Source organism: Pseudidiomarina planktonica (assembly GCF_900177775.1).
Taxonomy (GTDB): domain Bacteria; phylum Pseudomonadota; class Gammaproteobacteria; order Enterobacterales; family Alteromonadaceae; genus Pseudidiomarina; species Pseudidiomarina planktonica.
Genome location: NZ_FXWH01000001.1, coordinates 570,062 through 584,350 on the forward strand (window position 1 = coordinate 570,062; position 14,289 = coordinate 584,350).

Here is a 14,289-nt window from a genome sequence, read left to right on the forward strand (position 1 = left end):
AACTAATTTGCCCATCAGCCGGTATTGTGGAAAAATCAGCTACAGAACTTAAAAAATAAAGAGGTTGCTCGCGTGATAGATGCTGAAGGATTCCGCGCCAACGTAGGAATCGTCATCTGTAACGAGCAGGGACAAGTCTTTTGGGCACGTCGATTTGGGCAACATAGCTGGCAATTTCCGCAAGGTGGAATTGATGATGGCGAAAACGCCGAACAAGCTATGTACAGGGAACTTTGGGAAGAAGTCGGGTTAACCCCCGATCAAGTTGAGATTGTTTACACCAGTCGCAGCTGGCTTCGATACCGATTGCCAAAACGCCTGGTTCGCCGTGAACAGCGACCGACCTGTATTGGTCAGAAACAGAAGTGGTTTTTACTGCGTTTGAAGTGCAAAGAGCAGGATGTCGATGTGCTGAAGTCCGGCCATCCCGAGTTTGATGGCTGGCGCTGGGTGAGTTTTTGGTATCCGGTACGTCAGGTAGTGTCCTTTAAACGTGATGTGTATCGCCGCGTGATGAAAGAATTCGCCGCGCATGCCTTTGGTGTTGCCGGCGGTTCTGCTGCGGGTCAGGCTCATCCTGGTCGGCGCTCGCGCGGGCAACGTAGAAAAAGGTCCTCATGCTAAGAGTTTTGCAGCGCATTGTTGAAGCCGTAACCCAGGCGCCTGATTTTGATTTGGCGCTTACCACCATGGTTACTCAGGTAAAACGTGCGCTGGAAACCGACAGCTGTACCGTCTATTTAGCCGATCACGAGCAAAAGCAATTCAGTTTGGCGGCTACCGACGGCCTGCAAGTGCGCGATAATACCCACATTCGGGTTCCCTTTGGCGAAGGTGTTATTAGCTTAGCTGCGCAGCGTGAAGAACCCCTGAATATTGCCAATGCCACCAACCATCCGGCCTTTAAACGCATGGAAGGGTTGGACGAAGAAGCTTATTCGGCCATGTTGGCAGCTCCTGTTATTCACCGTCGCAGGGTACTTGGTGTACTCACCGTGCAGCAAGTGCACGCCCGTGCCTTTTCCCGCGACGAAGAAGCTTTTATTGTTACCTTAGCGGCGCAGCTGGCAGTGGTTATTGCCCACGCCGAAGCGAAAGGTTTACTGCGTACCGAACCTCATTCCCCCTGGCTGCAAAGCATTCGTGGTTTACCCGGCGCACCCGGTGTTGCCGTGGGCGAAGCTTATGTGGCGAAACCACCGGCTCGACTGGAGCAGGTTACACCTAAGCGAACCGACAAACCGGCGCATGAAATTCGTCGGTTTCGGCACGCGGTTGCGCTTACCCGGCAGGAACTGAACGAGCTATCTAATCGCCTGCAGGGGCAGGTGGCCGACGACACCCTGGCCATTTTTGACGTGTACCACGGCATGCTTGATGCCGCGAGTTTAGGCGATGCGGTAGAAGCGGCTATTCAGCAAGGCTGGCGCGCGCAAACCGCGCTGCGGCAGGTGGTTGAGCAGTTTATTGCACAGTTTGAAGAAGTTGACGACGAGTATATTCGTGAACGCGCCGGCGACGTACGCGATCTCGGCCAGCGGGTACTGTCGCATTTGCAAAAACGCGAACGCCGGCGCTTACAGGTGCCCAGTAGCTGTATTCTGGTGGCCGAAGAAGTAACCGCTGCCATGTTAGGCGAACTGCCCGAGTCCGAAATTATCGGCATGGTGTCCATGCGCGGCTCCAGCAACTCACACGCGGCTATTTTGGCGCGCAGCATGGGTATTCCGGCGGTACTGGGCGTAGACGACATTGCGTTGCAGGACTTTGCTGAGCAACAACTTATAGTAGACGGTTATACCGGCCAGATTTATCTGAACCCACCGGCGCAGGTGCGCAGTGAATACGAACAACTAGCGGCGGAAGAAGACGAACTTCGCGATTTAGTAGCAACCGCACGCGACTTGCCCGTTGAAACCGAAGACGGCGTGCCTGTTACTTTGCAACTAAATGTAGGGTTAAACACCGACCGCGATTTGCTGAAAGAACTGAACGTGAAAGGCGTTGGCCTGTATCGCACCGAAATTCCCTTTATGATGCGCGAACGTTTGCCTACCGAAGACGAACAAGTCGAACTTTACGCCAAAGTGCTGGAACAGTTCTCCGCCGGACCGGTGGTAATGCGCACGCTCGACGTAGGCGGCGACAAACCTTTACCTTACTTCCCCATTAATGAAGAAAATCCGTTTCTGGGCTGGCGCGGTATTCGCTTAACGCTGGACCACCCGGAGATTTTTCTGGTGCAGGTTCGCGCCATGTTGCGGGCCAGCATTCTGCGCAATAATTTACGTATTTTATTGCCCATGGTTACGTCGGCTGCCGAAGTGGACGAAGCCTCGCGGCTGGTTAAGCAAGCATTCTTTGAAGTGGCCGAAGAGCTTAGCTGTGACAGCGACGAACAGCTGTTTCAACCTTTGCTGGGGGTGATGATTGAAGTACCGGCACTGGTGTATCAGCTGGAAGCTATTGCCGGCAAGGTCGATTTCTTCTCGGTCGGTACCAATGATTTAACCCAGTATCTGCTGGCGGTAGATCGCAACAATCAGCGCGTGGCCAGCTTATACGATGCCTATCATCCGTCGGTACTGGCGGTGTTACAGGAAATAGTGACGCGCTGCGAAGCCTTAGGCAAACCGGTGAGTGTGTGCGGGGAACTTGCTGGTGAACCCGGTGGAGCACTATTACTTGTGGCTATGGGGTATCGCACCCTTAGCATGAACAGTTACAATATTGACCGGGTGCGCTGGATTTTACGCAATGTTCGTTTAAGCACGTTGCATGTCATGTTAGCTCAGGCATTACGCGCCCGTACTCCGGAACAAGTTCGCAAAATGACCAACCTGAAGCTGGAAAGCATGGGTCTGGGTGGTTTTGTTCGCGCTGGTAAATAAACCAGCAGCGCTAAAATTAACGCTTAATTCAAGAAAGGATCGCACGTGTTATTAACCGGCTGGATTTTATGTCTGTGTGGCGGCGCTATTGCCGGGCTGCTGGCTGGCATGTTGGGAATCGGCGGCGGTTTAGTAGTAGTTCCTTTGCTTATTTATTTACTGCCCGAACTGGGTGTAGCGCCACACTTGGTCGTGCCTATGGCCGTTGCCACCAGTTTGGCCACTATTTGCATGACCACCATGAGCGCCGCGCGCTCGCACATGCGCCATGGTCAGGTTAGCTGGTTCTGGGTGCGTCGGGTTATTCCCGGGCTTATGGCTGGTGCCGTACTGGGTGCTTTTCTGGCAACCCAAATAGCGCCGGTATGGTTACAGCGTATCTTCGCCGTGGTGCTCATTATTTTATCGGTACGCATGATGGTGCCGCAGCGCACCGGCGAACCTTTAACTGGAATTTCCAAACGTTTACTTGCCATTATTGCTGCCGGCATTGGTGTACTTGCCGCTCTGGTTGGCATTGGCGGTGGTGCGCTCACAGTGCCATTTTTACAACGTTTGCGGGTGCCTATTCGACAAGCCATTGCGGTATCCTCGGTAGGTAGCCTAAGCATTGGCTTTAGTGCCGTTACCATGTTTATTATTCTGGGCCAAAGTCAGCTAGAAGCTGAAACTGGCCTGCTGGGCTACGTGCATGGCCCGGCCTGGATAGCTATTTCCATTGCGTCGGTATTATTCGCACCACTGGGTGCGGCGTTAACCCAGCGCATTGCCATTCGACGCTTACAACAAGGTTTTGCTGCATTTTTGGTTATAGTGGCAGCCAACTTACTAATAGGATAACCAATGAATCAAGACGCCTGGATCCATCCCTCAATTGATCCCATTATTTTCAGCATAGGGCCGCTGGACATTCGCTGGTACGGCTTAATGTATCTGCTGGGCTTCGCCTTCGCTTACTGGTTTGGTAATCGTCGGGCCGAACGCGACAGCAACTGGGGCAAAAACGAATTCAGTGACTTATTATTCTGGGGCTTTATTGGCGTTGTCGTGGGCGGTCGTCTGGGTTATGTATCCTTTTATCAGTTTGAGTATTTTATTCAGAATCCACTTTACCTGTTTGATGTTAAAGCCGGCGGCATGTCCTTCCACGGCGGCTTATTGGGCGTCATGGCGGCGTGCTGGTGGTTTACCCGCAAAACCGGCAAAACCTTTTTGCAAATTGGTGACTTTGTGGCGCCACTGGTACCGGTTGGGCTTGGCCTGGGCCGCATTGGTAACTTTATTAACGGCGAGTTATGGGGCCGCGCTACTGACATGCCGTGGGGTATGGTGTTTGCCCATGGTGGCAACGTTGCCCGGCATCCGTCGCAATTGTATCAGGCACTGTTAGAAGGCCTGCTGTTATTTGTGGTATTGGCACTGTATAGCCGCAAGCCGCGCCCGGTTGGCGCTGTTGGTGGACTGTTCCTGATTGGCTACGGCATTAGTCGCTTTGTGGTGGAATTCTTCCGCGAGCCTGATGCCCACTTAGGCCTGTTGACCTTTGGTTTGTCCATGGGACAATTGTTATCGCTACCGATGATTGCAGTGGGTGCTGCACTCATGGTGTGGGCATACAAACATAAACAGCGTGGAGGCAAAGCATGAAACAGTATTTAGATTTGATGCAGCACGTGCTGGAAAACGGCGTTGAAAAAACCGACCGCACCGGCACTGGCACCCGCAGTATTTTCGGCTATCAAATGCGCTTTGATCTGGCTGAAGGGTTTCCGCTGGTCACCACCAAGAAATGTCACCTGCGTTCTATTATTCACGAGCTGCTGTGGTTTTTAAAAGGTGAAACCAACGTTACTTACTTGCGCGAAAATGGCGTGAGCATTTGGGACGAATGGGCCACTGAAGCCGGCGAATTAGGCCCGGTTTACGGCGCGCAATGGCGCAGTTGGCGCGGCCCGAACGGCGAAGTAGTAGACCAGATAAAAGACCTGATTCAGGCCATTAAAACCACGCCTGACTCGCGCCGGCTGTTGGTCAGTGCCTGGAATCCGGCGGTACTGCCTGACACCAGTAAATCGCCCCGAGCGAATGCCGAAGCCGGTAAACAAGCACTACCGCCTTGCCATACCTTGTTCCAGTTTAATGTGGCTGACGGCAAGCTGAGCTGTCAGTTGTACCAGCGCAGTGCCGACATCTTTTTGGGTGTGCCTTTTAATATTGCCAGCTATGCTTTACTTACGCTTATGGTAGCGCAGGTTTGTAATTTAAAACCGGGTGATTTTATTCATACCTTTGGTGACGCGCATTTGTATTCCAATCACCTGGAACAGGCGAAAGAGCAGTTATCGCGCAAACCTTATCCGTTGCCGGGTATGCTGTTGAATCCTGAAGTGAAAGACATATTCTCGTTTACCTTTGACGACTTCAGTTTGCAGGACTACCAGGCGCATCCACACATAAAAGCACCGGTGGCTATTTAACATGACCTTACGGGTAACTTTGTGTGACGACTCCGGCATGGCGCGAAAGCAATTATTTCGTGCTTTACCTGCCGACTGGGACGCACAAGTGAGCATGGCAGAACACGGCGAGCAGGCACTGGAACGCATTCGCTCTGGCGCGGCCGAAGTGCTGTTTCTGGATTTAAACATGCCGGTGTTAGACGGTTATGAAACCTTAGAACGCATTGCTGCTGAGCAATTAGATACCTTTGTTATTGTGGTGTCCGGTGATATTCAGCCGGCCGCGCAGCAGCGCGTGAAACGCTTAGGTGCCATGGCTTTTGTGAAAAAGCCAATGAGTGCCGGTGAAGTAACCAATCTGCTCAGCACCTTTGGTTTGTATACCCCCGCTGGTGGTCAACTGCATCAAGTTGAAGAATCCACCACTTTAACGGCCAGTCAGCATAAGCGTGACACCTATCAGGAAATTGCCAACGTGGCCATGGGGCGGGCGGGCGACTTTTTGGCGCGAATTCTGGATGTGTTCATTGATTTACCCATTCCGAATGTGAATGAACTGGCGCCCAGCGAACTGCACATGGCACTGGCGACTATTGATCAGGACAGCCGCGTGTCGGCGGTCAGTCAAGGTTTTGCCGGTGGCGGCATGCATGGCGAGGCGCTGGTTATTTTTACCGATTCGTCCATGGAAGGCATGGCCAAGCTGCTGAATTACGATGCGACTAATGCGCCGGTACAGCAAGAACTTGAAGCTTTAATGGACATTGCTGCGCTGCTTACCAGTGCCTGCTTAAAAGGCTTAACTGAGCAACTGCACGTAAACTTTTCCCCCGGCCAGCCTATTCTATTAGGCCAGCATCAGCAGTTGCGCGAACTGCTGCAAGCGTCAACGTTGCAGGAACAAGCCGGTGAAGAAGACACTCGGCCACCGCTGTTGGCCATTGAAATTGGCTATAGCATTAAATCGCACGATATTCATTTTGACCTGTTGCTACTGTTTCCACCCATGGCAATTCCGGCGTTAGACCGGCAGCTTGCCCACATACTGGAGGCCTCTCATGAGTATGGATGACATGGCTGACATGGAAGAGCTGCACTGGAAACTCAGTATTCTAGGTGCCATAGACGTGGGCATTGTGGTAGTAAATAAGAATTACCAGATTCAAATCTGGAATGAATTTATGGAAAACCACAGCGGCCTGCTACCCAGCAGTGTGCGTGAACAGTCGTTATTTAAAGTGTGTCCGGAAATAGACGCCGACTGGTTACAGCGCAAAGCACGGGTAGCCTGGGAATTGGGCTCACGCAGCTTTATTACCTGGCAGCAACGACCTTACGTATTTCGCTTCGGTAATTATCGCCCGGTAACAGGCCGTAGCGAGTGGATGTATCAGAACATCACTTTATTGCCGTTGGCCTCACCCCGTGGCGACATTGAACACCTGTGTTTGATTGTGTACGACGTAACCGAACAAGCCATTAGCTCAACCGAACGAGCAAACTAAGCGACTAAACAAAGAGAGCAAAATGAGCGAGCCGAATCCCCGTTTTAGCGGCGTAAGCCGGGTTTATGGTCAACCACAATTACAGCGCCTGCAGCAACACCATGTCGCTGTGGTTGGTTTAGGCGGGGTCGGATCCTGGGCAGTGGAAGCGCTGGCGCGCACCGGCATTGGCGCACTTACCTTAATTGACCTGGACGATATCTGTTTAACCAATATCAACCGCCAGTTGCCAGCGTTAACCAGTACCGTGGGCCAGTTAAAAACCGAAGTGCTGGCAGCACGGGTAAAAGACATCAACCCGGACTGTGAAGTACGGATTATTGATGACTTTCTTACCGCCGACAATCTGGAAGCCTGTTTGGGTGAGCCGGTAACTGCGGTGCTGGATGCCATTGATTCGGTGAACACCAAAGCAGCCCTGATTGCCTGGTGCAAGCGTCGCAAGCTGCCGTTAGTGACTTGTGGTGGTGCGGGCGGGCAGCTCGACCCCGGCAGTGTAACTATGGCTGACCTGGCCAAAGCTGAGCAAGATCCGCTGCTGGCTAAAGTACGTTCACAGCTGCGTCGTGACTATAACTTCACCAAGAACCCGAAGCGTAAATTTGGCGTGCAGGCTATTTATTCCACCGAGCAATTGCGTTACCCCACCGGCGACGGCGGCATTAGCATGGCCAAACCTGGTGCTGGCAGCATGCGCATGGACTGCAGTACCGGCTTTGGTGCCAGCATGATGGTTACTACCACCTTTGCCATGCACGCTGTGGCAGCCTTACTGAAGAAAATTACTGCTTAACTGGTAGGCAATACCTGCGCCCGCAATGCCGCCGCTACCTGATACAACCCGTTCGTGCGCGACGGGCTTAAATGTTTGGCTAAACCAATGTCGGCGAAGTACTGCTGACCGTCGAAGCTGGCAATAGTCTCCGCGCTGCGGCCATCGGTTTGTTCCAGTAACAACGCTAGCAACCCTTTGACAATGCGCGATTCGCTGTCCATGCGCACCTGCACCTGTTCAGGGTTGCTGCTATCAACCGCCAACCACACTTTCGCCTCGCAACCCGTTACCTCATGCGCTTTGTCGCGCAGTTCAGAGGGGTAGGCGGGCATTGACCGAGCTTGTTGCACTAAATATCGAAAACTGTGTTCCCAACTGGAAAAATCCACGTATCACCCTTTATTAGTACATACTGTTAGTAAGCCATTGTATACGCTCTAAGGCCGAGCGGAAAAGGTTAAGGGCTTTACTCTTGTCGGTCAGTTTACGATAATGCCCGACTAAAATTCGCTGTGAGTGTCTTGATATCGGCGTCGCAGAACACAGAATCAAGCAGTTAAAAAAGGAATGACAACATGAAAGTGCTCGTCGCAGTAAAGCGCGTCATTGACTATAACGTCAAAGTACGTGTGAAAGCGGATCAGTCAGATGTTGATCTGGCCAACGTAAAAATGGCGCTAAACCCGTTTTGCGAAATCGCTGTTGAAGAAGCCGTTCGCTTAAAAGAACAGAACCACGCCGACGAAGTGGTAGTGGTATCTATTGGCCCGAAAGCCGTGCAGGAGCAATTGCGTACCGCACTGGCACTGGGAGCCGATCGCGCTATTCAGGTTGAAACCGACAGCATGCCTGACTCACTAAGCGTGGCTAAGCTGTTAAAAGAAGTTATCGCCAAAGAAGAACCAGATTTAGTTATTCTGGGCAAACAGTCCATTGACGCCGACAACAACCAGACCGGCCAAATGCTGGGTGCCTTAACCGGCATGCCACAAGGTACTTTTGCGTCTAAGCTAGTAGTAGAAGACAGCGCCGTATCTGTTACTCGTGAAGTAGACGGCGGCCTGCAAACCCTGCGGTTGAAACTGCCAGCCATTGTGACTACTGACTTGCGTTTAAATGAACCACGCTATGCTTCATTGCCAAATATTATGAAAGCCAAGCGCAAGCCGCTGGACGTAATGAGCACTGACGACTTAGGCGTAACCGTAGGCAGCAAAGTTGAGTTACTAAAAGTAGAAACCCCACCCGAGCGTAGCGCCGGTGTGAAAGTAGCTGATGTTGCTGAGTTGGTAGACAAATTAAAAAATGAGGCGAAAGTACTATGAGTATTTTAGTAGTTGCCGAACACGACAATAAAGAACTGAACCCAGCCACTCTAAAAACTTTGGCTGCAGCGGTGCAGTTGGGCGACGATATTAGCGTATTGGTTGCTGGTGAAAACTGTGCCGGCGTTGCGAACGCCGCCGCACAAGCTGCCAACGTAAGCAAAGTCTTACTGGCTGACAACGCTGTTTACGGTCATTTCTTAGCGGAAAACTTAGGCGAGTTAGTAGCCAAATTAGCTGCTGACTACGAATACGTGCTGGCACCAGCTACCACTACCGGCAAAAACTTTATGCCGCGCGTAGCTGCGTTATTAGACGTATCGCAAATTTCCGACATTATGAGCGTAGAAAGTGGCGACACCTTTAAGCGTCCAATTTACGCCGGTAATGCTATTGCCACCGTGAAATCGTCGGACAGCATTAAAGTTATTACTGTGCGTACCACTGCGTTTGACGCGGTTGCAGCCGAAGGTAGCGACGCGCCGGTAGAAGACATTGACGACGTATTCAGCAACGACAAAGCCGAGTTCGTAAACGAACAACTGGCCGAGTCAGAACGCCCTGATTTAACCGCAGCAAGCATCGTTATTTCCGGTGGCCGTGGCATGCAAAACGGCGAAAACTTCAAATTGCTGGAAACTGTGGCCGACAAACTTGGTGCTGCTGTAGGTGCCTCGCGTGCTGCGGTTGACGCCGGCTTCGTACCGAACGACATGCAAGTAGGTCAAACCGGTAAAATTGTAGCCCCTGAGCTATACATTGCGGTTGGTATTAGTGGTGCTATCCAGCATTTGGCCGGTATGAAAGACTCCAAAGTCATTGTTGCTATTAATAAAGACGAAGAAGCACCGATCTTCCAGGTGGCTGATTACGGTCTGGTAGCCGACTTATTTGATGTTTTACCGGAGTTAGAAAAAGCTCTGTAAGCTTTACCCTCCCCATTAGTGCACCCTTTAGTAGCCTGACCTAACCCGTCAGGCTACTAACATAATTCGATCTTTTCTCTACCAACTACTTGCATAATTCCAACTCATCGGACATGATTCAATGCATATCCGTCGGACACGACCTGTTGGGGTGCAAGTTTTTCACCTAATTTTTAACAAAATGACGTGACAACCTGCGCAGGAATTACCCGGCTAATACGCTCTCAGGATTAGGTGGCTAACAATGAAAAGAAGAACAACTATGCTAAAAAAACTACCTCTTGCTTCAGCCATAGCGCTAAGCCTTGCAAGTACAGCAACACAAGCAGCAGAATTTGACGTTGGTGATTTCCGCGTAAAATTTGACTCTATTGTTTCCTATGGTGCCGCATGGCGCATGGAAGACCCAGACCTACGTGTTATCCATCCAGGTAACCGTGAAGGTGGCATGGGTCAGTCAGGCGTTGCCGACGACGGTAACCTGAACTTTGATAAAGGCGATTTAGTTACGTCGGTATTCAAAGGTGTACATGACTTATCTATCGACGGTGGCGACTTTGGTGCCTTCGTTCGTTTCAAATACTGGTATGACTACGTGCTTGAAGAAGAAGAAATGGCGCACGGTCACACCGGTAATAACTACTTTCCAGACGTAACTCTGAACGCCGACGACCTGAACGATTTTGCTAAAGGCAGCGGCATCGAGTTACTTGATGCTTTCGTTTACAGCTATTTTGACTTAGGCGATATGCCGGTTAGCTTACGGGTTGGTCGTCAGGTATTAAGCTGGGGTGAAAGTACCTTTATCTTCAACGGCATTAACGCCATTAACCCAATTGACGTGAACGCTGTTCGCCGTCCGGGTGTTGAAATTAAAGAAGCATTACTGCCAGTTGGCATGATTAGCGCCAACATTGGTCTAACGACTAACTTAAGCTTAGACACTTTCTATCAGTACGAGTGGGACAACACCAAAGTTGATGGTTGTGGTACCTTCTTCTCTACAGTAGACATCATTGGTGGTCCGGGCTGTAACAAAGTTACTCTGAACCCACAATTAGTAGCTACTGACCCAAGTTCTTCGTTAAGTGACCGTGAATCATATGAATTCGGTACTTATCTGGATCGTCGCCCTGACTTACTGCCAGATGACGGCGGTCAGTACGGTGCAAGCTTGCGTTATTACTCCACTGATTTAGACGTGGAATTCGGTTTGTACTACATGAACATTCATCAGCAAACTCCGCTGATTGGTGCTTATAACTGGCGCGTGCAGCCAAGCCCTTCCTACAGCCACCCAGATGGCTTACCGGTAGCTGGCCCTGACTACGTGCTGGAGTATCCGGAAGATAACAAGATTATGGGTGCTAGCTTCAGTACTAACGTTGGCCTGTGGTCAGTTGGTGGTGAAATCAGCTTCCGTCCTGATCATCCGGTGCAAATTAACACCACGGAAATCCTTACTGCTGGCTTACGTGCCGGCGTACCAAGTACCTTCGCCGACCGCTTAGAGCGTGACGAAGAAGGTAACTGGACCAACTTAGACGCATTGCTGTCTGGTTATGACGAGCTTGATATTACTCAGGGTCAAATTACCGGTATTCGCTTCATCGACAACGTGTTGGGTGCAAACCGCCTAACCTTTATCAGTGAAGTGGCTATGAGCACAGTAAGCAGCCTGCCAAGCCTGGACGAACAGCGTTATGGTCGTAACCCGGTATATGGCAAGTGCTTCACTGAAGCTGATTCAGCTGCCTTAGGCGGCGCAGTACCTGCAGGTAACTGTGAAGGTTTCGTAACTTCTAGCTCCTGGGGTTACCGCATCCGCGCTGCTCTTGATTACAGCAGCGCCATTGCAGGCTGGAACTTAACACCAAACCTGGCTTGGTCTCACGACGTAGACGGGTACTCTGCTAACACCAACTTTATCGAAGGTCGTAAAACCTTAGGTTTAAGTCTGGATGCAGACTACCAGAGCAAGTACAAAGTGTCCTTGGGTTATACCACTTCAACAGGTGCTGATTACGACGTTGCAGAAGATCGCGACTTTGCATCCGTAAGCTTTAGCTACTCGTTCTAAGCGCTTAGCTAGCAGAAAAAACCCGCCTCGGCGGGTTTTTTTATGCCCGCTGTAGCCTGACGTTCCACGTCAGGGCCGATCCTGCCGAAACAACCAATTGCTATGGATTACAAATCGCACCTGACGTAAAACGTCAGGTTACCAAAAACCGCTGGTCGTGAAAAAGCGGGGCGATTGTCGCAGTTCCGTTGCACAGGTGGAATGCTCAGACTAAGCTGTTGAAACTAATAATGTAAAAAAATAGAAAATTAACAGTCCATGACGAGGGAACCACAATGAAGCGATTATTAGCCTCCACGGCTTTGTTGGTATTGTCGGGAACGGCAATGGCAGCAGACAAGCATAATGAATTTACCTTAGCCGACGTGTTTGAGTTGGAGTACGCATCACAGCCAACTATTCATCCTAGCGGCGATACCACCATATTCGTGCGCAACTTCATGGACAAAATGAGCGATCGTAAGCTCGGCAATCTATGGTCAGTTGACGACAACGGCAACGTGCGTCCGGTTACTGTAGGTAACCACAGCGACCATTCACCGGTATGGTCACCCGATGGCAGCAAACTGGCGTTTGTGTCATCGCGTTCAGGTAGCCCGCAAATTCACATGCTATGGCAAGACACCCAAAAGCATGCCCCTATTACGCGCTTAAATGGCAGTCCATCTAACTTAAGCTGGTCACCGAACGGCGAATGGTTGGCATTTACCATGTTCACCAAGCAGCCTGAGTCAGCTCCAGTAAGCTTACCGGGTAAACCAGAGGGTGCCGACTGGGCCGACCCTGCTATTTATATTGATAAAGACAACTACCGTTTTGACGGCGGTGGTTATGCTCGCGAAGGTTATCAGCAAATTTATATCATGCCAGCCAGCGGTGGTACGCCACGTCAGCTAACGCAAGACGACTACAACCATGGCGGCACGTTAAGCTGGTCAGGTAACGGCGAGCACATTTACTTCTCAGGCAACCTTCGTGAAGACGCTTTCGAGCAGCCAACGAACTCAGAGCTCTATTCTGTGAATGTTCGTGACGGCGACGTGAAGCAAATTACTGACCGCGTTGGCCCTGACAGCAATCCGGTAGTATCACCGGACGGTAAGAAAATCGCCTGGTTGGGTTTTGACGACAAGTACCTAAGCTATCAGACCACGCGTTTGTACGTTATGGATGCTGACGGCGATAACGCCCGTGTACTGACTGACGATCTGGATAACAGCGTAAACGACATCCAGTGGTCAGCCGACAGCAACGGCTTGTACCTGTCGTACGACAGCGAAGGCGAAGGTTACATTGCTTACCAAAGCTTACGCGGCAAGCGTACTCAGGTAGTGAATAACTTAGGTGGTCTGGCTTATTCACGCCCATACAGCGGTGGCGCTTTCTCGGTTGCCAATGACAACACTATTGCGTACACAGTGGCGAACACCCAGCGTCCGGCTGAACTGGCTATCCATAAAGGCAAAAAAGCCACTCAGGTAACCAACCTGAACGACGATCTGTTTGCTCACAAAACCTTAGGTAAAGTGGAAGAAATCTGGTACGAATCCAGCCACGACGGTAAGAAAATCCAAGGTTGGATAGTGTATCCGCCAAACTATGATGCTTCGAAAAAGTATCCGTTGATACTGGAAATTCATGGTGGCCCGCATACCGCGTACGCACCAAGCTTCGCAGCTGAAGTGCAACTGTTCGCTCAGGCTGGTTACGTAGTGCTGTACACCAACCCTCGCGGCAGCACCAGCTATGGCGCTGATTTCGCGCAAGAGATTCACCACAACTACCCAAGTGAAGACTACAACGACTTAATGGACGGCGTTGACGCTGTTATTGAGAAAGGCATTATTGATGAAGATCAGTTATATGTAACCGGTGGTAGCGGCGGTGGTGTATTAACGGCCTGGATTGTCGGCCATACCGATCGTTTCCGCGCAGCGGTAGTGGCTAAGCCGGTAATTAACTGGTATAGCTTTGTGTTAACCGCTGATGCTTACAACTTCTTCTACAAATATTGGTTCCCTGGTCTGCCGTGGGAGAACATGGAACATTACATGAAGTATTCACCTATCAGCTATGTAGGCAACGTAACTACGCCAACTATGCTATTAACCGGTGAAGCAGATTACCGCACGCCAATGTCAGAATCTGAGCAATATTATCAGGCGCTGAAACTGGCTGGCGTAGAAACTGCAATGGTGCGTGTACCTGGCTCAGGCCATGGTATTTACTCGCGGCCAAGTAACTTAATGGCGAAAGTTGCCTACATTTTACATTGGTTCGAGAAGCACAAAGAAACTTCAAGCGACGAGTAGGAAAGGCCGCAGCCGT

At 50.9% G+C, this 14,289-nt stretch carries 13 protein-coding genes; 12 read left to right on the plus strand and 1 reads right to left on the minus strand.

What is annotated here, in order from left to right; translation table 11 throughout:
- Window positions 1-72 precede the first annotated feature (72 nt).
- From rppH to tcdA, 8 genes are read left to right on the plus strand one after another with little or no spacing between them, the layout of a single operon-like run.
- Window positions 73-624, plus strand: coding sequence for an RNA pyrophosphohydrolase (gene rppH / locus CCE91_RS02650; RefSeq protein WP_086434804.1), 552 nt, complete (start codon window positions 73-75; stop codon window positions 622-624).
- Window positions 618-2,891 carry a phosphoenolpyruvate--protein phosphotransferase gene (gene ptsP / locus CCE91_RS02655; protein ID WP_086433709.1) on the plus strand — a complete coding sequence of 758 codons (2,274 nt, stop codon included), beginning with the start codon at window positions 618-620 and terminating at the stop codon, window positions 2,889-2,891. The genes rppH and ptsP overlap by 7 nt, the downstream gene beginning before the upstream one ends.
- A 45-nt stretch (window positions 2,892-2,936) precedes the next feature.
- A complete protein-coding gene (locus CCE91_RS02660) occupies window positions 2,937-3,731 on the plus strand; it encodes a sulfite exporter TauE/SafE family protein (protein WP_086433710.1) in 795 nt (264 codons plus the stop codon).
- A gap of 3 nt (window positions 3,732-3,734) precedes the next feature.
- Entirely contained in the window at window positions 3,735-4,538 is an 804-nt protein-coding gene (lgt, locus tag CCE91_RS02665) for a prolipoprotein diacylglyceryl transferase (protein ID WP_086433711.1), read from the plus strand.
- Window positions 4,535-5,368: a thymidylate synthase gene (locus tag CCE91_RS02670; RefSeq protein WP_086433712.1), complete on the plus strand. Its 834-nt coding sequence runs from the start codon at window positions 4,535-4,537 to the stop codon at window positions 5,366-5,368. The genes lgt and CCE91_RS02670 overlap by 4 nt, the downstream gene beginning before the upstream one ends.
- 1 nt (window position 5,369) lies before the next feature.
- Window positions 5,370-6,422: a response regulator gene (locus CCE91_RS02675; RefSeq protein ID WP_086433713.1), complete on the plus strand. Its 1,053-nt coding sequence runs from the start codon at window positions 5,370-5,372 to the stop codon at window positions 6,420-6,422.
- Window positions 6,409-6,855: a PAS domain-containing protein gene (locus tag CCE91_RS02680; protein WP_234996244.1), complete on the plus strand. Its 447-nt coding sequence runs from the start codon at window positions 6,409-6,411 to the stop codon at window positions 6,853-6,855. Before CCE91_RS02675 ends, CCE91_RS02680 begins: the two co-directional genes overlap by 14 nt.
- Window positions 6,856-6,877: 22 nt before the next feature.
- Window positions 6,878-7,648 carry a tRNA cyclic N6-threonylcarbamoyladenosine(37) synthase TcdA gene (gene tcdA, locus CCE91_RS02685; RefSeq protein ID WP_086433714.1) on the plus strand — a complete coding sequence of 257 codons (771 nt, stop codon included), beginning with the start codon at window positions 6,878-6,880 and terminating at the stop codon, window positions 7,646-7,648.
- Here tcdA and CCE91_RS02690 read toward each other — a convergent pair.
- Window positions 7,645-8,019 (minus strand): SufE family protein, encoded by a 375-nt coding sequence (locus CCE91_RS02690; RefSeq protein WP_086433715.1) that lies wholly within the window; start codon window positions 8,017-8,019, stop codon window positions 7,645-7,647. The genes tcdA and CCE91_RS02690 overlap by 4 nt on opposite strands.
- A gap of 186 nt (window positions 8,020-8,205) precedes the next feature.
- Between CCE91_RS02690 and CCE91_RS02695 the strand changes: the two genes are divergently transcribed.
- The 4 genes from CCE91_RS02695 to CCE91_RS02710 all read left to right on the plus strand — a co-directional run bounded on the left by CCE91_RS02695 (window position 8,206) and on the right by CCE91_RS02710 (window position 14,273).
- Window positions 8,206-8,955 carry an electron transfer flavoprotein subunit beta/FixA family protein gene (locus CCE91_RS02695; protein WP_086433716.1) on the plus strand — a complete coding sequence of 250 codons (750 nt, stop codon included), beginning with the start codon at window positions 8,206-8,208 and terminating at the stop codon, window positions 8,953-8,955.
- Entirely contained in the window at window positions 8,952-9,881 is a 930-nt protein-coding gene (locus tag CCE91_RS02700; protein WP_086433717.1) for an electron transfer flavoprotein subunit alpha/FixB family protein, read from the plus strand. Before CCE91_RS02695 ends, CCE91_RS02700 begins: the two co-directional genes overlap by 4 nt.
- Window positions 9,882-10,125: 244 nt before the next feature.
- A complete protein-coding gene (locus CCE91_RS02705) occupies window positions 10,126-11,961 on the plus strand; it encodes a DUF1302 domain-containing protein (protein ID WP_234996245.1) in 1,836 nt (611 codons plus the stop codon).
- A gap of 275 nt (window positions 11,962-12,236) precedes the next feature.
- Window positions 12,237-14,273, plus strand: coding sequence for a S9 family peptidase (locus tag CCE91_RS02710; RefSeq protein WP_086433719.1), 2,037 nt, complete (start codon window positions 12,237-12,239; stop codon window positions 14,271-14,273).
- Window positions 14,274-14,289 lie beyond the last annotated feature (16 nt).

What these genes read in the sequence shown, in the direction of transcription:
- CCE91_RS02670 (WP_086433712.1), top strand. Translation starts at nt 4,535, where the DNA reads ATGAAACAGTATTTAGATTTGATGCAGCACGTGCTGGAAAACGGCGTT.
- CCE91_RS02680 (WP_234996244.1), top strand. Translation starts at nt 6,409, where the DNA reads ATGAGTATGGATGACATGGCTGACATGGAAGAGCTGCACTGGAAACTC.
- tcdA (WP_086433714.1), top strand. Translation starts at nt 6,878, where the DNA reads ATGAGCGAGCCGAATCCCCGTTTTAGCGGCGTAAGCCGGGTTTATGGT.
- CCE91_RS02675 (WP_086433713.1), top strand. Translation starts at nt 5,370, where the DNA reads ATGACCTTACGGGTAACTTTGTGTGACGACTCCGGCATGGCGCGAAAG.
- lgt (WP_086433711.1), top strand. Translation starts at nt 3,735, where the DNA reads ATGAATCAAGACGCCTGGATCCATCCCTCAATTGATCCCATTATTTTC.
- CCE91_RS02695 (WP_086433716.1), top strand. Translation starts at nt 8,206, where the DNA reads ATGAAAGTGCTCGTCGCAGTAAAGCGCGTCATTGACTATAACGTCAAA.
- CCE91_RS02700 (WP_086433717.1), top strand. Translation starts at nt 8,952, where the DNA reads ATGAGTATTTTAGTAGTTGCCGAACACGACAATAAAGAACTGAACCCA.
- CCE91_RS02710 (WP_086433719.1), top strand. Translation starts at nt 12,237, where the DNA reads ATGAAGCGATTATTAGCCTCCACGGCTTTGTTGGTATTGTCGGGAACG.
- CCE91_RS02705 (WP_234996245.1), top strand. Translation starts at nt 10,126, where the DNA reads ATGAAAAGAAGAACAACTATGCTAAAAAAACTACCTCTTGCTTCAGCC.
- ptsP (WP_086433709.1), top strand. Translation starts at nt 618, where the DNA reads ATGCTAAGAGTTTTGCAGCGCATTGTTGAAGCCGTAACCCAGGCGCCT.